Origin of the sequence: Streptomyces sp. NPDC005648, from assembly GCF_040605395.1 — a bacterium.
Classification (GTDB): domain Bacteria; phylum Actinomycetota; class Actinomycetes; order Streptomycetales; family Streptomycetaceae; genus Streptomyces.
This window is the reverse complement of the sequence record NZ_JBEXCS010000050.1, coordinates 39,559-57,979: the sequence shown is the minus strand read 5'-3', so window position 1 is coordinate 57,979 and position 18,421 is coordinate 39,559. Positions and strand designations below refer to the sequence as shown.

Here is an 18,421-nt window from a genome sequence, read left to right as displayed (position 1 = left end):
TAGGGACGGGTGATTTCTCGGGCGTGACCCATTTGTTTCGCACAAGTTAACCGGACCCTGCCCGGTTGACCCCACCTGTCCGTATCCCGAAACGCGGGCAGTACCGTGGACGCGTGGACAAGAGGGAAGCAGTTGGATCGTGGCTCTCCGGCCCCCGCGCGGCCGCCGAGGAAGCCGGTGTCGACTTCGGATACCGCGGAGAGCAGCTGGGTCTGCCCGAGCAGGGGCCGGGCTCGATCGCCCGCCCCGGCCGCAGGCTCGCCGCCCTGGCGGTCGACTGGGGCCTGTGCCTCTTGATCGCATACGGTCTCATCACGCACGGCTACCGTCCTCAGACCACCGGGAACTGGGCCCTGCTGGTCTTCTTCGTGCTCGGCGTCCTCACCGTCGGCACCATCGGCTTCACTCCGGGCAAGCGCCTGCTCGGCCTGCGCGTGGTCGCCCTCGACACGGGCCGCCCCAGCCCGCTGCGCGCCCTCGTCCGCACCGCCCTCCTGTGCGTCGCCATCCCCGCCCTGGTCTGGGACCGCGACGGCCGGGGCCTGCACGACCGACTGGCCCGCACGGTCGAGGTCCGCATCTGACCCTCCCCGCACACCCGAAGGGGCGCCCGCGGCATCTGCGAGCGCCCCTTCGCCGGTCCACCGTCCGGGGACCTTGGTCGGTCAGGCTGTCACTGGATCGTCCAAGCCTGGTTGGGCTGGTTCAAGGGCATGTACTGGGCGATGGTGGCCCCGTTCGCGGTCGAGCTGTTGCTCACCTCCAGGATCTGCTTGCTCTCGAAGTTGCGGATCAGGTATCCACCGGTGGTCTGCTCGAAGTACCACAGCTGGTTGTTGCTGCCGTTGTAGGTGCTCTGCTGCAGCGCGGTGCCCCTCCAGTGGCTGGCCCAGCCGAAGTCGAGGACCTTGCCGCTGTTCCTGTTCACGATCTTGTCGAGCTGCCCGCTGACCGGAACGATGGTCCACTGCTGGTTGGCGTTGCCCGAGTTCGGCCACTGGATGACGCTCGCGCCGTCGGCGGTGGAGGCGCCGTTGACGTCCATCACCAGGCCGCTGTTGACGTTCTTGATCGAGTAGTAGGTCGACGGGTTGGTGTTCGGCGTGCCGGTCTGGTCCTCCAGCGCCCCGCCCGTCCGCTGCACGGAGAAGTCCGTGATGTAGAAGTAGGCCCCGTCGGTCTTGGCGACGCGGACGTAGCGGAAGGCCTGGCGGACGTTGATGTCACCGCTGAGGGTGGCCGCGAGCGGCAGGGTGCTGGTCTGGCGTCCCACGACGGTGTACGTGGCGAAGGACGGGTCGTTGGACGCCCGGACCTCGAAGTTGCCCCGGGTCGAGGACTGGTCCAGGTCCTGGCGGGTGGTCAGGGAGAACTGTCCGAGCTGGTAGGCCTGCCCCAGGTCGACCTGCCACCAGGCCGAGGTGTCGCTGCCGGTCGGCGACCAGCCGGTCGTACCGTTGTTGTCGACGGCGTTGGAGGGCGGGGTGTTCGAAGCGTAGACCGACGACGCGGACGCCGGCTTGTTGTAGGCGAGGTTGAGCTTCGCCGCCAGCCCCTGGTAGGCGGACTCGAGACCGGAGGCCTTGATGACCGTGTCGCCGGACGTCGTGTTGTTGGTGAGGGTGACGTTGGAGCCGTTGGCGTTCTGGTTGACGAGACCGTCCGTCTGCGACATCACGTTGTTCGAGAGGGTCATGTTGTTCGACCCCTCGTCCGTGTAGAGGCCGGCCACGGCATTGCCGCAGGCGGTCGGCGTCCGCAGCACGTCGTGGATGTAGTTGCCGTTGATGACCGTGCCCGGGTCGTTGGACAGGTGGTAGATGGCGGCCGAGTCGCACAGCCGGTTCATCACGTTGCCGATCCGGTTGTAGCTGATGCTGTTGTTGCCTTCGGCGTTGGCCGCCGACTGCCAGCCCCAGCCCAGCGAGATCCCGGCCCACGGAGCGTCGGAGATGTCGTTGTGGTCGATGGTGGTGCTGTTGACGAAGCCCGCGTCGATGCCAGCGGTTCCGGGGTAGTCCTCGCCGATCTGGGTGATCAGGTTGTCCTTCACCGTGACGTTCTTGACCACCTCCCGGGCGTCCTCACCCGCCGGTGAGCTGGGCGGGTTGTAGACGGTGTGCATCTCCACGGTCGGGTCGGAGAACTTGCCGACCATGATCCCGTTGCCGGCGATGTCGTAGACGAGGTTCCCGGTCACGGTGCTGTCGTGCACACCGTGGGACAGGTCGAGGGCCGTGGCCCCCATCTGCGTGAAGGAGTTCCCGGTAAAGGAGACACGGTCGGCGTCCGCCGCCTGGACCCCGGCCGGCGGGCGGCCCACGTACTGGTGGTTGGAGGTGTCGGCGGAGATGTTGTAGTTGCCGCCCTGGCCGTTGAGGTAGCCGTTGTCGGTCGCTTCCATCCAGGTGGTCCCGGTGAAGGTGATCCCCGAGAAGCGCAGGTCATGGACGGGACTGTCGAGGCTGGTGCCCTTGATGTCGAAGAGCGTCTTGATCGTGGGCGCCTGCACGGACGCCGTGGACATGTCCTCGCCGGGGCGGGGCTTGTAGTAGACGGTCTGCGCGGCCGTGTCGACGTAGAACTCGCCCGGTTCGTTGAGGAACTCGTGGGCGTTCTCGAAGTGCAGGGGGGAGCCGTCGGAGAGCTGGGGCCAGGGACGCGGGAAGAGGATGCCCGCCTCGTGGTCCTGGATCGACACGTTGGCGATGCCGCCCGCGGAGGTGAACGACTTCAGCCGCAGGTAGCTCTCGCCCCACTGCGTCTCCAGCATCATCTCGACCTGGTTGAGGTTGCCCCAGTTGGAGATCTGCGAGCTGAGCACCTTCAGCAGCTTGTTGGGCTTGTCGCTGCCCTGGAGCTGGAAGTCCGTGCCGACGTCGGGGAAGCGGGCCCGGGTGGCGCGGACCCCGTTGACGTAGAGCTGCCTGAAGTTGAGGCTGCCCACGGACGCCTTGTACTCGCCGTTGGTCGCCGCGGTCCATCCGGTGATCGCCTTGCCACCGGTGATGACGGGCGTCTCCCCGTTGTAGGCCTGGTAGACGACCGTGTGGCCGTTCGTGCCCGAGTCGCTGGTGCCGAAGGTGATGGGTGCCGTGAGGGAGTAGGTGCCGCCGCGCAGGTTCACGACGATGTCGTCGGACATGTTCGCGTTGACGGCCCGGACCGCGGCCTGGGCGGCCTGCACGGTCCTGAACGCTGCGGCAGTGCTGGTTCCGGAGTTGCTGTCGCTGCCGTTGACCGGGTCGACGTAGAAGTTCGTCGTCGCCGCGTAGGCAGGTTGGGCAGTTAGTACGGCTGCGAAGACGACGGCCGCGGTCGCGAGCGCCTTCACCGCCCCCGCTCCCATGCGTAGGGGTCTCATGTGTGGTGTTCCTCCTCCATACCCCCGGTTCTTATGAGTGGTATTTATTGGTCCAGGAGGGTGTGCGCGTCAAGGTGATAGGCATACTTATTTTTCTCAGGCGCAACACAGGCGACACAAGGAAGGGCCAGACCTCGTCATGCGGATCCGCATCATCGCAGCTGGAGCGGTTTTCCTCCGTGATCGTCGACCATCGAGGGGGCGCGCTGTCCGCCAAGCTTGGCGAACCAACCTCTGCCGATGAGTAGTACTTATCGCGGATCCGACGCCCGTGGTCTGTCGCCCAACGAAGAAAGCCTCACCTTCCCGCCCGGGAAAGTGGGCGGGAAGGTGAGGCTTGGGGTGATCCTCGCTGCGACTAGCGGCTCTTCGGGCGGCCCGGAAGGCCACGCCCGGGAATCGGGCCCTTGGGCAGTGGCATGTTGCTCATCAGGTCGCCCATCGCGCGCAGCCGGTCGTTGGTGGCCGTCACCTGGGGGCCGGTCAGCACCCGCGGAAGCTTGAGCATCGCCGTACGGACCTTCTTGAGCTCGGTCTGTCCCTCGCCCGTGCCGACGATGATGTCGTGCACCGGTACGTCCGCGACGATGCGGTTCATCTTCTTCTTCTCGGCGGCCAGCAGGCTCTTCACCCGGTTCGGGTTGCCCTCGGCGACCAGGACGATGCCGGCCTTGCCGACGGCCCGGTGCACCACGTCCTGGCTGCGGTTCATCGCCACCGCCGGAGTGGTGGTCCAGCCCCGGCCGATGTTGTCCAGCACGGCCGCTGCGGCGCCCGGCTGGCCCTCCATCTGCCCGAAGGCCGCCCGCTCGGCCCGGCGCCCGAAGATGATCGCCGTCCCGAGGAAGGCGAGCAGCAGGCCCAGGATCCCGAGATAGATGGGGTGACCGATCAAGAAGCCGATCGCGAGGAAAACACCGAAGATGCCGATGCCGACAGCCGCGAGTACAAGACCGATCTTCTTGTCGGCCTTGCGGGTCATCTTGTACGTCAGGGCGATCTGCTTCAGTCGCCCGGGGTTCGCAGCGGCGTCCGCTGCTGTGTCCTTCCTCGCCATGGCACGAAGTCTACGTGGCCCCGGAAGCGCCGACGACGGCAGTGCCCGGAAGAAGGGGACGGTCGGGGACGGTCAGGGGTGGATGACGGTGACCTGGTCGAGGACGCGCTGCGCCTCCACCCGGTCCTTGGCCCGGCGGCGGTCCTCCAGGACGGAGGTCCAGGCGTTGCGACGAGCGGTGCGCTGACCGCTGCTCAGGAGCAGCGATTCGACGGCACGGAGTGCATCGGTGAAGGACGGGATGGCGGTGGCGCGAACGGGCGCGGCCTGCATGATGGAGGTCCCCCTCGGGAAGGTCGGCTCTGGTGAGTGGTGCACGGGGTGTACAGCCAGGGTCACTGATTGGTGTTACCAGGGCGTGACCGACCGGTCAAACACCAATGAAACCTTGATACGGGGGGTCAAAACGCTGACGCGGCCCTGATGCCGCCCCCATCTGCGAGGACGTCCAGGACCGCGCCAATCGGCCACTACCGGGCGGTAGTTGCTTGTGCCCAGATTCACACGTTTGGAGTGGCACTCCGTGCCATCAGACCGCCTGGGTGGATTGACGCAGCTCCACCGCCATCTGGTAGAGCCGGCCGGCCCGGTAGGAGGAGCGGACCAGCGGGCCGGACATCACGCCGGAGAAGCCGATCTGCTCGGCCTCCTCCTTCAGCTCCACGAACTCGTGCGGCTTTACCCAGCGCTCCACGGGGTGGTGGCGCACGGACGGCCGCAGGTACTGGGTGATGGTGACCAGTTCGCAGCCGGCCTCGTGCAGCTGCCGCAGTGCGTCGCTGACCTCCTCGCGGGTCTCGCCCATGCCGAGGATGAGGTTCGACTTGGTGACCAGGCCGTGGTCGCGGGCGGCCGTGATGACCTTCAGCGAGCGGTCGTAGCGGAAGCCGGGGCGGATGCGCTTGAAGATCCGGGGGACCGTCTCGACGTTGTGCGCGAAGACCTCGGGCCGGGAGGAGAAGACCTCCGCCAGCTGCTCGGGGACCGCGTTGAAGTCGGGGGCCAGCAGCTCGACCTTGGTGTGGCCGCCCTCGCGGCCGGCCGTCTGGGCGTGGATCTGACGGACCGTCTCCGCGTACAGCCAGGCGCCGCCGTCGGCCAGGTCGTCGCGGGCGACGCCGGTGATGGTGGCGTAGTTCAGGTCCATGGTGACCACGGACTCGCCCACGCGGCGCGGCTCGTCACGGTCGAGGGCCTCGGGCTTGCCGGTGTCGATCTGGCAGAAGTCGCAGCGCCGGGTGCACTGGTCGCCGCCGATGAGGAAGGTCGCCTCGCGGTCCTCCCAGCACTCGTAGATGTTGGGGCAGCCGGCTTCCTGGCATACGGTGTGCAGCCCCTCGCTCTTCACGAGGTTCTGCATCTTGGTGTACTCGGGACCCATTTTCGCCCGCGTCTTGATCCACTCGGGCTTGCGCTCGATGGGGGTCTGGCTGTTGCGGACCTCCAGGCGCAGCATCTTGCGTCCGTCGGGGGTGACTGCGGACACAGCGGCTCCCTGTAGCTTCGATTCGTCGGCGTACACCAGGGTACGCCCGTGATGTATATGGCCTTCCGCGTGGGGCAACCCCGGTCGGCGAAGGCGCATTCCCGGGTCAGACGGAGGTCTTCTCGACGGCCCGCGGCTTCAGCTCCGCGTTCGCCAGTACGTCCGCCAAGTGCCGCTCGACGACCGGCAGGACGTCGGCGATGGCCAGCTCGCGGCCCAGTTCGTGCGCGAGGGAGGTGACCCCGGCGTCGCGGATCCCGCAGGGGATGATCTTGTCGAAGTTCGAGGTGTCCGGGTTCACGTTCAGGGCGAAGCCGTGCATGGTGACGCCCTTGGCGACCCGGATGCCCATGGCGCAGATCTTGCGGTCCTCGCGGCGCTGGCCGGCGTTGGAGGGGGCGTACTCGGGGCCGTTGAGACGGGGGTCGAACTCCTCGTCGGTGAGCCGGGGGTCGAAGTCGAGGGAGAGCCCGCCGATGGCCGGGCGCTGCTCCACGGGGTCGCCGAGGACCCAGACGCCGGCCCGGCCCTCCACCCGGCTGGTCTCGACGCCGAACTCCGCGCAGACGTGGATCATGGCCTCCTCGAGCCGGCGCAGGTGCGCGACCACGTCCACCGGGCGCGGCAGCTTCTGGATCGGGTAGCCGACCAGCTGGCCCGGTCCGTGCCAGGTGATCTTGCCGCCGCGGTCCACGTCGATGACGGGGGTGCCGTCGAGGGGGCGTTCGTTGTCCGCGGTGCGGCGGCCGGCCGTGTACACCGGCGGGTGCTCCAGGAGCAGCACCGTGTCGGGGACCTCGTCGGTGAAGCGCGCCGCGTGCACGCGGCGCTGCTCGTCCCAGGCCGCCTGGTAGTCCACGGCGTCGGTGCCGAACCCCATGCGGACGAACCGCAGCTCACTCACGGCAAGCGCCTCCCTGGTAGGACACGAGAAACGTACGGGTCATGCGTAAGGCACGAAACATGCCTACGCCACTGTACGACCGACCGTCTCGCGTCAGCTCAGGGGCCAATCCTCACACGATCGGATGAACGAGCGTCGAAGTGTGCGACCGGCTGCTCACTCTCCGCTACATTCGCGCCGTTCACAGAGGCCATAAGGGCTGCTCACAGGCAATCCGGGCACCCGGTCGCCGGCATGGCACCGGGACGGCCCGAAAGGCAGGAGACCGCACCGCAGATGACGGAACGACCCGCGCAGCGCACTCCCAACCGACAGCTCGCCGCGCTCATCGCAGAAGCGGGGTTCTCCAACGCGGGGCTCGCCCGTCGCGTGGACCAACTCGGTCTCGAACACGGGCTTGATCTCAGATACGACAAGACGTCCGTGACCCGGTGGCTGAGAGGCCAGCAGCCCCGCGGCACCACCCCCGCCCTCATCGCCGAGGTCTTCACCCGGCGCCTCGGACGCCGGCTCACCGCCCAGGACCTGGGGCTCGACGCCTGCGCCCCCGTCTACGCCGGGCTGGAGTTCGCCGCGACACCCGAGGAGGCGGTCGACATCGTCGGCGGGCTGTGGCGCAAGGACTCGGGCTCGCACGCCGAGCTCCGCAAGATCGCGTTCACCCCGGCGGGCCTGGTGGTGCCGAGCCGGGACTGGCTGATCGGCCGCGCCGACGACAAGGTGGCCCGTGGCGAACAGCCGGTCAAGGTCCCGGTCCAGGGCCGCCCGGTCGTCCCGCGGCAGCGCGGCACGGGGGAGCGCGGGCCCGGCCAGAAGGTCACCGGCGGCGACATCGCCGCGCTCCGCTCGGTCGGGGAGCTCTTCCGCACCCTCGACAACATGTACGGCGGCGGGCATGCCCGGCAGGCGCTGGTGCGGTATCTGGAGCACGAGTGCGAGCCGATGCTGCGGGGCACCTACGGCGAGCAGACGGGTCGCAAGCTGTTCGCGGCGGCGGCGGACCTGACCCGGCTCGCGGGCTGGACGTCGTACGACATCGCGGCGCACGGGCTGGCGCAGCGGTACTTCGTGCAGTCGCTGCGGCTGTCACAGGCGGCGGGGGACCGGGCGTACGGCGCGTACGTGCTGGTCACCATGAGCCGGCAGGCCGTCTATCTCGGGCACGGCCGGGAGGCCGTGCAGCTGGCGCGGGTGGCCCAGCAGGGGGTCGGGACGAACGCGCCGCCCGTGGTGCAGGCGCTGCTGCACGCCGCCGAGGCGCGGGGGCACGGGGTGCTGGGGGAGGTGCGCAGCTGTACGGGGTCGCTGGTGCGGGCCGAGCGGGCGCTCGAGGCGGCCCGCTCGGGGGACGAAGTGCCGCACTGGGCGCGGTTCTTCGACGAGGCGCAGCTGGCGGACGAGTTCGGGCACGCGCACCGGGATCTGCAGCAGTTCCGGGCGGCGGCGCAGCACGCTGAGCGTTCCCTGCAGCTGCGGGCGCCGTCGTACGCGCGCAGCCGGCTGTTCTGCCGTGTGGTGCTCGCCTCCGCCCGGCTGGGCCTCGGTGAGCTGGACCAGGCCTGTCAGCTGGGGGCGGAGGCGGCGGGGGCCGCGGCGGAGATGCGGTCGGTACGGGCGGTGGAGTACGTGAAGGACTTCGAGCGCCGGTTGGAGCCGTACAAGGACTCGGCGCCGGTGCGGGGGTACCGGGACAAGGTCGCGGCGCTGGGCTGAGCGAGGCCGGAGCCCTGTGCGTGGCCTAGGCGGCCTTTGTCGTGGGTAAGGGGTCGGCCCTGTGCAGGGAGGACGTCGATCCCAGATCCGTGAGGATGGCCTCCGCCGCCCTGCGGGCCGAGTGCAGGGCCCCCTGGACCGTGCTGGTGTCCCGGTGGTCGCCGCAGACGTAGAGGCCTGCCAGGAGGCGTACGGGGCGGCGCAGGTCGTGAGGCGGGCGCATGGCGGGGACCGCTTCGGGGGTGTGATGGACGGCGAGGGTCTCCCAGCGGTGGGTCGAGGTGCCGTAGAGCCGCGACAGATGGGTGCGTACGGCGGTGTCGAGGTCGGGTGGGGGAGGGCCCAGGACCGTGGACGAGACGAGGGCGCGGCCCTCGGGGGCGCGGGTCGGGTCCACCTCGCTGAGCACCGCCGTGTGGGCCACCGGGCCCCCGCGGTCCGAGTCCAGGAGGAGACAGGCTCCGGTCGCCGGGGGCTCGTCCGTCGTGTGGTGGACGACCGTGAGCTGGTGGAACTCCGGTACGCGCAGGCCCGGCAGGAGTTCGGCGGCGGCGCGGGCGTCGGTCGCCACCAGGACCGCGCGGCAGGGGATCTCGCCGTGCTCCGCGGTCGTCACCGAGTTGGTGGAGACCGAGGTGACCCGCACGCCGGTGTGCACGGTGCCCGGCGGCAGGGTGCGTGCCAGCAGCTCCGGCAGTGTCTCGGCGCCGCCTTCCGGCAGACACAGGCGGCCGCCGGCGAAGGCCCGCAGCGCGAGGTCCGCGCACCGGCTGGACGTGGTCAGCTCCGGGTCGCAGAGGAGGGCGGCGAGCAGGGGGCGCAGGAAGCCGTCGACGGCGCGTGCGGGGATGCCGCGTGCGGCGAGGGCCTGCCCGGCGGGCAGCTCCGGCCGGGACAGCAGCCGTCCCACCGGCATCGAGGCGAGCCGGGCCAACGCCGCGCCGAGCCGCGCCTGATCGACCGCGCTGCCCAGCGGGGCCATGGCCCGCCCCCGAGGAGCGGCCGCCACACCCCCCGTCCCCCACGGCCCGGAAACAAACCGAGGCACCCCCACAAGCCCCTTGGACACACCCCCGGGCCAGGCGACACCCCCACGCCCCTCCACCCCGCCGCTGTTCGCGGGCCCCGCGCCGCTGCGGCCCTTTGCGTCGGCGGGTGCCGGGGCTTCGCGCTCATAGCGTTTGGCGTCGCCGTTCGTCGCGCCCGCGCTCCGGCCGTTGGCGCTGTCGGCCGGCACGGTGTTCCCGCGGGCGTTTGCCCCCTCCGCTGAAGGCCCCGCGCCGGCGGGCCCGTTCGCGGTGCCCGCTGGGGATTCCGCGCCGCCGTGCCCCTTCGAGCCGCTCGTCGGCGTCGCCTCGCCCCCAACCCTCGGCCACCGCGTGCCGGCCCGCGTTTCGCTTCCGGGGGCGTTCGTTCGCCTCTGCACGGAGGCGAGGCGGCGCCTGGTCGCCCGGTTCTGCGGCTCGGTCTGGGAGGCGGGATCGGTGCCGCGAGGCCGGGTGGCTGACGGCGCCCCCGTAGCGCGAGGGGCGCTCGCCAGAGCACGGACCGCGTGCAGTGCGCCCCGTGCGCCCCCCGCACCCGCGAGGGCCCCCGCCCGGTGATGTCGTCCGTCGCTGTGGAGCAGGACGCCCGGGGCGAACGGCCGTAGCACAAGGGTGTCGAGGCCGGGGGTGTGTCGCAGTTCGGGGTAGGCCATGGACAGCAGTTGTCCGATGCGGTCGAGCCGGAAGCCGTCGATCTTCTCGGTCGACATACGGCCACCGACCCAAGGGGCGGCCTCCAGGACCGCGGTCCTCACTCCTGCGCTGGTCAGCCGATGTGCCGCGGAGAGCCCGGCGACCCCGGCTCCCACGATCACGACGTCCGCCTGGTACGTGGGCTCAAGCACGTGCCCCTCCTCGAGGTTGCGCGGCCGGTGGGGACGTCATGCCCCCAACTGCCTCCGGGGATACCCGAGTTCGCGTCGAGGTTAGGCCCGTGAACGGTCAGAGGCAGTCGCGCATGCACAGGGCACGGTCGCACGGCGGTCGCATACGCTCACAGCGCCGCCCTGATCGCTCCCTCGATGTCCGGGAACGCGAACGTGAACCCCGACTCCAGCAGCCGCCGGGGTACCACCCGCGCGCTGCCCAGCACATCCCCGGCCATCTCCCCGAGCGCGGTCCGCAGCACCGACGCCGGCACGGTGAACGGCGTCGGCCGGCGCAGTACCCGGCCCATGGCCGCGGTGATCTCACGGTTCGTCACAGGGGTGGGCGCGGTGAGGTTGAACGGCCCGGACAGGCCCTCCGCGTCGATCAGATGCCGGATCGCCGCCACCTCGTCATGGAGCGAGACGTACGACCAGTACTGCCGCCCGTCCCCCATCCGGCCGCCCAGGCCCGCCTTGAAGAGCGGGAAGAGCCGGCCCCAGGCCCCGCCGTGCCGGGACACCACCAGCCCCGTCCGGGTGAACACCGTCCGCACCCCGGCCTCCCGCGCGGGCCCCGCGGCCCCCTCCCACTCCACGCACAGCTCGGGCAGAAAGCCGGACCCGTGCGGCGCGCTCTCGTCCACGGTCCGGTCGCCGGTCTCGCCGTAGAAGCCGATCGCGCTCCCGTTCACGAACACCCGCGGCTGCTCGTCCAGCGTGGCGACCGCCTTCGCGAGCGCCTGGGTGCCGAGCACCCGGCTGCGCCGGATGCGCGTCTTGTACGCCTCCGTCCAGCGCCGGTCGCCCACCCCCGCGCCCGCGAGGTTCACCACGGCGTCGCACCCGGCGAGACCCGCCGTGTCCACCCGTCCGGCCTCCGGATCCCAGCGGACCTCGTCGGCGCCCCGGGGCTCCCGGCGCACCAGCCGCACCACCTCGTGCCCGTCGGCGACCAGGGAGCGCACCAGGGCGCCCCCGATGAGACCGGACGCGCCGGCCACCGCGACTCGGGAAGAAACCATGAGGCCATTGTGCTCGGCGGACTCATAAGGTGGCGGTCATGCCGGCTCTGCACATACGCCACGCCACCCTCGACGACGAGGACGCGCTGGGCCTCCTCGACCGTGCCACCTGGTCCACGCTGCACGCCGTGGCCCCTCGGCCCCAGCCACCCTACGAACCCTTCTTCGACGACCGGTTCGGCCCCCGCGACCATCTGGTCGCCGAACTCGACGGCGCGCTCGTCGGCTACATCCGGCTCGGCTTCCCCACGCCGCTCGCCGCCAACCGCCATGTCCGCCAGATCCAGGGCCTGGCCGTCGCGGAGCGGGCGCGCGGTCTGGGTGTCGGCCGCGCGCTGCTGCGGGCCGTGGGCGACGAGGCCCGCCGCCAGGGTGCCCGCCGGCTGACCCTGCGCGTCCTCGGCCACAACACCCCGGCCCGCAAGCTCTACGAGTCCGAGGGCTTCGTGGTGGAGGGCGTGCTGCCCGAGGAGTTCCTCCTCGACGGCGCCTACGTGGACGATGTCTTCATGGGGCGCAGTCTCTGACCCGCTCGGCGTCGGCCGCCGCACGACGCCGTCGTACGACGAGCCAGAGCGGCACCCCCGCGAGCGCGGCGGCCACGGCGAACAGGACGGGCAGAGCGTCGGTCATACCTCCAGAGGTACGCCCGCGCGGGGCCGGGTGAGCCGCATTGGGCCGTACGAGGGCGCAGACGGCCGGTCAGTCCCCGGCCGGCGGGCTTGCCGGCGCTCTACGACGTGACGAGGTCGCCGGTGCTCACCGCCGCCGTGGCGTTCGCGGCGCGCCGGGCGTCGGAGGAGACCTCGGCGGCCGTCAGGACGTAGCCGGTCTCGTCGTCGGAGGTCGAGCGGGCGAAGACGACGCCGTAGACCCGGCCGGTGGTGGTCAGCAGCGGGCCGCCGGAGTTGCCGGGGCGGACGGTGGAGCGGATCGAGTAGATCTCGCGGGTCACCGTGGCGTCGCTGTAGATGTTCTGGCCGGTGGCACGGACCCGGTTGGCGACGGTCGCCGCCTGCAGATTGAGGTCGCCGTCCTGCGGATAGCCGGCGACCACGGCCGAGTCGCCGCGCTCGGCGGTGTCGTCGAACGTCAGGACCGGCGCCTTCAGCCCGGGCACGTACAGCACGGCGACGTCCTTGTTCGGGTCGAAGAACACCACCCGCGCGTCGTACGAATCCCCGACCCCGCCGATCCGGACGCTCGGGTCGTCGATGCCGGCCACCACGTGCGCGTTGGTCATCACATGCTCGGGCGCATACACGAACCCGCTGCCCTCGCGGCCCTGGTTGCCGGAGGCGCCCTCGATCTTCACGGTGCTCAGCTTGGCCGCGTCGGTGGCCCGCGCGGTGACACTGTCGCCGGTGGGCTTGGCGACGCGGGCCGTCGACTCGTTCTCGAACGGGTTGAAGACCTGCGGGAAGCCGGCCTGGGTGAGGGCGGAGGTGGCCCGGGAGAACCAGGTCGGGGTCGTCTCCGGCATCAGGTTCTGCACCGCGCCGAGCAGGGTGGAGTCCCGGATCGCGGTCGTGACCAGCGGTGACGAGGAGGCGCCGAGCACGCTCGCGGCGACCCACGCGACGATCAGCACCGCCACCGAGTTGGCGGCGGCCCCGCCGACGCCGTCGGCCAGCCTGAGCGGGCCTCTCTCTATCTCCCTGCGCAGCTTGAGGGCCAGCCGGCCCGCCAGCTCGTGCCCCACGACCGCCGGGACCAGCACCGTCAGCACCGCGGTGACCGTCGCCCGGGTGGTTCCCGCCGTCACCAGGTCCATCATCCAGGGCAGCACCCATACGCCGACGACCGCGCCGCCCACGAAACCGGCGAGCGAGACACAGCCGGCGACCAGTCCGCGCCGGTAGCCGGATGCCGCGTAGGCCAGTACCACCAGCATCAGCAGGATGTCGAGCAGGTCCACAGAGCCGCCTTTCTCTTCAGACCCCTTAGTACGCGCGGGACGGGCCCGGTGATCAGCACGGGCACGCCTCGGTGGAGCGTGAGCGGGCCCGTCCTCCCGATCACTCGGAAAAACGTCGCGGACCAGGACGATGGTTCCACCGGGTGGCACAGCACACATCGCGGGCGGACCGGATCCGGCCGAGAGTGGGCGTATGCGTGTCCGAAGATCGCGGTGGCCGGTACGCATACGACGCCGGCCCAGGGCAAGGCTGCAGACCCCCCTGACACCGCCCCACGAACCGGAGCCTGCGACCACCACGGCGCCGGTGAGCGGGTCCGAGGTGTCGACCCCTGGGGTGGAGGTGTCGACCTCTGGGGTGGAGGTGTCGACCCCTGGGGTGGAGATGTCGGCTCCCAGGGCCGAGGCGCCGGTTCACGCACCAGAGGTGCCGAGGGGCGGCCCCGGCATGCCGGTCCCCGAACCTGACGTGCCGGTCTCCGGGCCTGATGTGCCGGTCCCCGGGCCTGGCGTGCCGGTCTCCGGGCCTGGCGTGCCGGTCTCCGGCCCCGAGGTGCCCCTTCGTGAGCCCGACCCTCCCGTTCGCGGGTCCGTGTCGTCGGCCCGGCGGGCCGGGGTGCGCCGGGTGCTGGTCCGGCCCGGGCGGGTGTTGGCCGCGTGTCTTCCCGGGCTCGCTGCCGTCGTCGGGCTCGTGCTCTGTGTGGATGGGGTGGAGCACACCAGCGGGGCCCGGCCGAGCCGGCGGCCGGCCGTCGGTGCGCGGTCCGTCGCCGCCACGCACTCCGCGCCGAAGCCCCGGATCGTGCCCCGGTCGGCCTGGCTGGACGACCTCGCCCGGCACGCCCAGCCGCCCCCGCGCTACGACGACAAGGTCGTCGCCGTCTTCGTCCATCACACCGACTCGCCCAACGGCTACGACTGCGCCGACGCGCCCCGCATCATCCGCTATCTCTACGCCGGCCAGACCGGCGCCCGGAACTGGGACGACATCGGTTACAACTTCCTCGTCGACCGCTGCGGCACCATCTACGAGGGCCGCGCGGGCGGCGTCGACCGCCCCGTCACCGGCGCCCACACCCAGGGCTTCAACCACCGCACCGCCGGTATCGCCGCCCTCGGCACCTTCACGGCCGGCGTCCCCGTCCCGCAGGCGATGACCGACGCGATCGCCGCACTCGCCGCCTGGAAGCTGGGCCTGGCCGACGTCGATCCGCGCTCGAAGGCGCGCCTCACCTCCAGCAACAGCCTCAGCCGCTACCGGGCCGGCACCACCGCGCTGCTCCCCGCCCTCGCGGGTCACAAGGACGGCTACATGACGAACTGTCCCGGCGCCGCCCTCACCGCCCGCCTCCCGCAGATCAGGGAGCTCGCGGCACGGCTGCAGGGCAGGACGCCGTAGCCGGAGGGGAGTGGCCGGGCCGGCGGGCGTCGTCCTCAGCGGCGCCCGAGATACATCCCCACCGCCCGCTGCAGCACCTTCCCCCGGCTCCCCACCGGCCGTTCCCACTCGCCGAGGTACTCCACCGCCTGTCCGCCCACGCCCGTCTTGAAGCGCAGCCGGCCCAGCAGACGGTCCTCGGTGAGAGCGGGGGTGATGGAGCGCAGGTCGTACGTCTCGGCGCCCGCCGCCCGGGCGTCGCACAGCATTCGCCACAACAGGGCGCTGGAGGGCCGCAGTTCACGGCCCTGGCGGCCGGACGCGGGGTAGGAGTGCCAGGCCCGGGAACCGACGTTGATCATGAGGGCCGCGGAGAGCACGAAGCCGTCGTACTCGGCGAGATAGAGCCGCAGCCGGTCGTCGTCCTCGGCGTTGAGTGCCTTCCACATGCGCTGGAAGTACTCCAGCGGGCGGGCCCTGAAGCCGTCGTGGGCGGCGGTCGTGACATACAGGCGGTGGAAGTCGGGGAGGTCGGCGGCCGAGCCCCAGGTGACCCGGACGCCCGCCCGCTCCGCCCGGCCGAGCGACTGCTCCCAGTGCGGGGCGAGCCCCGCGCGCAACTCGTCCACCGACCGGTCCGCCAACGGGACGTGCCACCCGTAGCGCGGCTGGCCGAGACCGAACCCGCTGTCCTCGTCCTCCGCGCACCGCCGCCACCCGAGCCGCGTCAGCCGCTCGGCGGCGTCCAGCGCGAAGCCGTCGATGCCGGCCGCCGGAAGATCGCGCAGATGCCGTACGCCGGGGTCGGCGATCCCCGCCGTGACGGTGGCCGCGTCCCAGTGCCGTACGACGACCGGCGGGCCGATCCGCACCGCGAACGCCCCGCGCTCCTCGACATGGGCGACGAGCGGATCCAGCCAGTGCTCCAGGCGAGGGTTCCACCAGTCGATGCCGGGCCCGTCGGGGAGGTAGGCGAGCGCGCGCCGGGTCCCGGGCAGCGGCCGGTACAGCACGAGCGCCACCGCGACCAGCAGCTTCCCCTCGAACCAGCCGATGCTCTCCGCCGTCCAGCCGGGCTTCACATCGCCCCACTCGGGGATCTGCAGATGACTGGTGTCGGGGTGCAGACGCAGCTGCGCGAGGTGCTCCTCGCGCGTTATCTCCCTCACGTACGGGCTGGTCATGGCCTCACAGGTTTCTCTCAGCCGCCTCATGGAGCTTCCCGAGACGCCGCTCCTATCGTCATGCACACGCACTGACTGAAGGTGGGGAAGAAGTGAACAGTCACAGCAGCGCCGCACACAAGACCGACAGCCGCACCCGGACCGTGTTCGGGCCCTGGGCGGCGCTCTGCGCGGCCGCCGCCGTCGTCCTCGGCCCGGCCGCCGTCACCGCCTCCGCGCTCGACCAGGCCAACGCGGCCCCCCTGCACCACGCGGTGAAGGCCGAGCAGCCGCAGGCCTACATCCCCTCGGACATCACCCGCCGGCGCACGGCCTGAGCCGTCACCGCGGGTCGCCGGTCAGTCCCAGGAACCGCTCGCCGGAGGGATCGACGTCCACCCCGAGCCCGTTCATGAGACCGGCCAGCATGACGTAGTAGCCGACCGTGGTGACGATCTCGACGACCTGCCGGTCGGTGAAGCGGGCCCGCATCGCCGCCAGCACGCTCTCCGACAGGGTGTGCCGGTCCACCAGCTCGAAGGCCGCGGCCACCGCCGCCGACTCCGACTCGTCGAACTCCGGCCCGTCCGGACGCCGTTCGGCGACCGCCGCCAACTGCCCGGGTGTGTTACCGGCGTTGAGCGCGATCGGCCGGTGCTGCACCGCCTCGTACTCGCACCCGGTGCCGACGGCCACCGCCATGATCACCAGCTCGCGCAGCCGGACGGACAGGGTCGACTCGGTGAGGACTGCGAGGCCCAGGTCGATCGCCGTGTCCGTCAGGGGCGGGGCATGGGAGAGCATCCGGAACGCGTTGAGCGGCACGGGAAGCTTCGCGACACCGGCGGCATGCTGCTCCGGGTACGGAATGCGGGCCATGATCCCCCTTGTCGAGTTGCCGTACGGATCCCGAGTCGCAGTCGGACACGGCCCCGGCGGACGTCAGCCCCTGAACCGCTCCCACAGTTTCGGGTACCGCTCCGCCAGCACCCGCTCGTTCTCCAGGTCGAGCGGTGCGCCCTCCGGCTCGGCGGGCGCCGGCGCGATGCCCAGGTCGGGTGCCACGGTACCGGTGAGCTGCTCGTACGCCTCGTCGGCCGCGTACCCGAGCTCCTCGCCGTCGCCGTCGAGCTCCTCGTCGAAGTCGTCCAGGAGGTCGGCCAGCGAGTCGGGATGGTGCACGGCGCCCTCGTAGACCTCGCGTCCCTGTCCGATCAGCCAGCAGCGGAAGAAGTCGAAGGCGTCGTCGCTCGCGCCGTCGAGCAGCACCCACGCGGCGCCCCACAGGTCCCAGCTGTAGGCGCGGTTGTAGCGGGCCTCGAAGTGCCGGGCGAAGTCCAGGACCGTCTCCGGGTCGAACTCCAGGAGCCGCTCCACCAGCAGGTCCGCCTGTTCCTCCGGGTCGCCCTCGGCGGCCTCGCGGGCGGCGTCCACCAGCTCCCAGAACTCCGACTCTTCCATCACGGGTCCAGCATCGGGCCTGGGCGGGTGGGGCGCACGTGGAGTGCGGCGGATTGTTATGTCCCGTACAGAGCGGCCAGCCGTACGGCATCGCTCGCGAAGCGGGCCCGCAGGCTCTCGGGTGCCAGCACCTCCACCTCCGGCCCCAGGCCCGCGAGCTGCGCGTGGGCCACCTTCTCCGACTCCACCGGCAGCGTCAACGTCAGCCACCCGTCCCCGTCCGCGGCGCCCGCGGCCGCCAGTGCCGCCCGGGCGGCGGCCGGATCGACGGCGTAGGGAAGTCTTCGCGCCCCGTCCCGCGACACCCGTACGACGATCTCGGCGCGCAGGATCGACCGGGCGAACTGCTCCGCCCGCTCCTCCCAGAAGACGGGCAGCTCGAAGCCCTCGTCCCGCTCGAACCGGTCCGCACAGGCCTCGACCGCGGTGAACCGGTCGATCCGGTAGACGCGGAAGGAGCCCGGATCCGGGATGCGGGCGCACAGGTACCAGACCCCCGCCTTCAGCACGAGGCCGTACGGCTCCAGCTCCCGCACCACCTCGCTCTCGCCCCTGCGATAGCGGGCGGTGACCCGGCGGTCGTCCCACACGGCGTCGGCCACGGCGGGCAGCAGCTCGGGTGCCTTCGGCTCGGCGAACCAGTTGGGGGCGTCGAGGTGGAATCGCTGGGCGGCCGTACGGGAGGCGTCGCGCAACGACGGCAACAGGGCGGCCGACACCTTCAGCCGGGCGGCGGAGGCGGCGTCCTCCAGCCCCATCTCGCGCAGGGCCCCCGGCACGCCGGACAGGAAGAGCGCCTCGGCCTCACTCCGGGCGAGTCCGGTCAACCGGGTCCGATACCCGCCGATGAGACGGTAACCCCCGGCCCGGCCCCGGTCCGCGTACACGGGCACACCCGCCTCGGACAGCGCCTGGGCGTCCCGCGTCACCGTCCGCTCGGAGACCTCGAGCTCGCGGGCGAGTTCGGCGGCGGTCATGGAGGGACGGGACTGGAGCAACAGCACCATCTTGATGAGGCGGGCAGCGCGCATGGGGCCATG

General features: G+C 71.3%; 18 protein-coding genes. 5 read left to right on the top strand and 13 right to left on the bottom strand.

All coding sequences use genetic code 11. The features are described from left to right. Nucleotides 1-113 precede the first annotated feature (113 nt). Nucleotides 114-584 (top strand): RDD family protein, encoded by a 471-nt coding sequence (locus ABZT17_RS26495; protein ID WP_356352090.1) that lies wholly within the window; start codon nt 114-116, stop codon nt 582-584. Between the two features lie 89 nt (nt 585-673). Here ABZT17_RS26495 and ABZT17_RS26490 read toward each other — a convergent pair whose 3' ends face one another. The 5 genes from ABZT17_RS26490 to lipB form a co-directional block, all read right to left on the bottom strand. After that, nucleotides 674-3,364 carry an RICIN domain-containing protein gene (locus tag ABZT17_RS26490; RefSeq protein ID WP_356352089.1) on the bottom strand — a complete coding sequence of 897 codons (2,691 nt, stop codon included), beginning with the start codon at nt 3,362-3,364 and terminating at the stop codon, nt 674-676. Between the two features lie 358 nt (nt 3,365-3,722). Beyond that, entirely contained in the window at nt 3,723-4,421 is a 699-nt protein-coding gene (locus ABZT17_RS26485) for a DUF4191 domain-containing protein (RefSeq protein WP_356352088.1), read from the bottom strand. A gap of 72 nt (nt 4,422-4,493) precedes the next feature. Continuing rightward, nucleotides 4,494-4,694, bottom strand: a complete 201-nt coding sequence (locus ABZT17_RS26480) for a hypothetical protein (protein WP_356352087.1) — start codon at nt 4,692-4,694, stop codon at nt 4,494-4,496. A gap of 256 nt (nt 4,695-4,950) precedes the next feature. Next, a complete protein-coding gene (lipA, locus tag ABZT17_RS26475) occupies nt 4,951-5,907 on the bottom strand; it encodes a lipoyl synthase (RefSeq protein ID WP_356352086.1) in 957 nt (318 codons plus the stop codon). Between the two features lie 106 nt (nt 5,908-6,013). Next, nucleotides 6,014-6,811 carry a lipoyl(octanoyl) transferase LipB gene (gene lipB, locus ABZT17_RS26470; RefSeq protein ID WP_356352085.1) on the bottom strand — a complete coding sequence of 266 codons (798 nt, stop codon included), beginning with the start codon at nt 6,809-6,811 and terminating at the stop codon, nt 6,014-6,016. 276 nt (nt 6,812-7,087) lie between these two features. Here lipB and ABZT17_RS26465 point away from each other — a divergent pair, with 276 nt between their 5' ends. After that, the gene (locus tag ABZT17_RS26465; RefSeq protein ID WP_356352084.1) at nt 7,088-8,524 is read left to right on the top strand and encodes a regulator; all 1,437 of its coding nucleotides are present in this window, start codon (nt 7,088-7,090) and stop codon (nt 8,522-8,524) included. 25 nt (nt 8,525-8,549) lie between these two features. Here ABZT17_RS26465 and ABZT17_RS26460 read toward each other — a convergent pair whose 3' ends face one another. Together ABZT17_RS26460 and ABZT17_RS26455 are read right to left on the bottom strand one after the other, a co-directional pair. Next, a complete protein-coding gene (locus ABZT17_RS26460) occupies nt 8,550-10,415 on the bottom strand; it encodes an FAD-dependent oxidoreductase (protein WP_356352083.1) in 1,866 nt (621 codons plus the stop codon). A gap of 149 nt (nt 10,416-10,564) precedes the next feature. Beyond that, complete coding sequence (locus tag ABZT17_RS26455; protein WP_356352082.1) at nt 10,565-11,461, bottom strand: TIGR01777 family oxidoreductase; 897 nt, start codon at nt 11,459-11,461, stop codon at nt 10,565-10,567. Nucleotides 11,462-11,499: 38 nt separating this feature from the next. Between ABZT17_RS26455 and ABZT17_RS26450 the strand changes: the two genes are divergently transcribed. Continuing rightward, nucleotides 11,500-11,988, top strand: coding sequence for a GNAT family N-acetyltransferase (locus ABZT17_RS26450; RefSeq protein WP_356352081.1), 489 nt, complete (start codon nt 11,500-11,502; stop codon nt 11,986-11,988). Here ABZT17_RS26450 and ABZT17_RS26445 read toward each other — a convergent pair. Then, nucleotides 11,969-12,094, bottom strand: coding sequence for a hypothetical protein (locus ABZT17_RS26445; RefSeq protein WP_356352080.1), 126 nt, complete (start codon nt 12,092-12,094; stop codon nt 11,969-11,971). The two genes, ABZT17_RS26450 and ABZT17_RS26445, sit on opposite strands and share 20 nt — an antisense overlap. Nucleotides 12,095-12,194: 100 nt before the next feature. Continuing rightward, nucleotides 12,195-13,379 (bottom strand): MarP family serine protease, encoded by a 1,185-nt coding sequence (locus tag ABZT17_RS26440; protein WP_356352079.1) that lies wholly within the window; start codon nt 13,377-13,379, stop codon nt 12,195-12,197. 646 nt (nt 13,380-14,025) lie between these two features. Here ABZT17_RS26440 and ABZT17_RS26435 point away from each other — a divergent pair. After that, nucleotides 14,026-14,778, top strand: coding sequence for a peptidoglycan recognition protein (locus tag ABZT17_RS26435; RefSeq protein WP_356352106.1), 753 nt, complete (start codon nt 14,026-14,028; stop codon nt 14,776-14,778). 35 nt (nt 14,779-14,813) lie between these two features. On the opposite strand, the gene ABZT17_RS26430 is transcribed toward ABZT17_RS26435, so the two are convergent. Next, nucleotides 14,814-15,941, bottom strand: a complete 1,128-nt coding sequence (locus ABZT17_RS26430; protein ID WP_356352078.1) for a peptidoglycan bridge formation glycyltransferase FemA/FemB family protein — start codon at nt 15,939-15,941, stop codon at nt 14,814-14,816. Nucleotides 15,942-16,033: 92 nt separating this feature from the next. On the opposite strand from ABZT17_RS26430, the gene ABZT17_RS26425 reads away from it, so the two are divergent. Next, the gene (locus tag ABZT17_RS26425) at nt 16,034-16,258 is read left to right on the top strand and encodes a hypothetical protein (protein ID WP_356352077.1); all 225 of its coding nucleotides are present in this window, start codon (nt 16,034-16,036) and stop codon (nt 16,256-16,258) included. Between the two features lie 4 nt (nt 16,259-16,262). Here ABZT17_RS26425 and ABZT17_RS26420 read toward each other — a convergent pair whose 3' ends face one another. The 3 genes from ABZT17_RS26420 to ABZT17_RS26410 form a co-directional block, all read right to left on the bottom strand. Further along, nucleotides 16,263-16,799: a carboxymuconolactone decarboxylase family protein gene (locus tag ABZT17_RS26420; protein ID WP_356352076.1), complete on the bottom strand. Its 537-nt coding sequence runs from the start codon at nt 16,797-16,799 to the stop codon at nt 16,263-16,265. A 63-nt stretch (nt 16,800-16,862) separates the two neighbouring features. After that, on the bottom strand, nt 16,863-17,381 hold the full coding sequence (locus tag ABZT17_RS26415; protein WP_356352105.1) for a DUF4240 domain-containing protein: 519 nt from the start codon (nt 17,379-17,381) through the stop codon (nt 16,863-16,865). A gap of 56 nt (nt 17,382-17,437) precedes the next feature. Beyond that, nucleotides 17,438-18,412: a WYL domain-containing protein gene (locus tag ABZT17_RS26410; RefSeq protein WP_356352075.1), complete on the bottom strand. Its 975-nt coding sequence runs from the start codon at nt 18,410-18,412 to the stop codon at nt 17,438-17,440. Between the last annotated feature and the right edge of the window lie 9 nt (nt 18,413-18,421).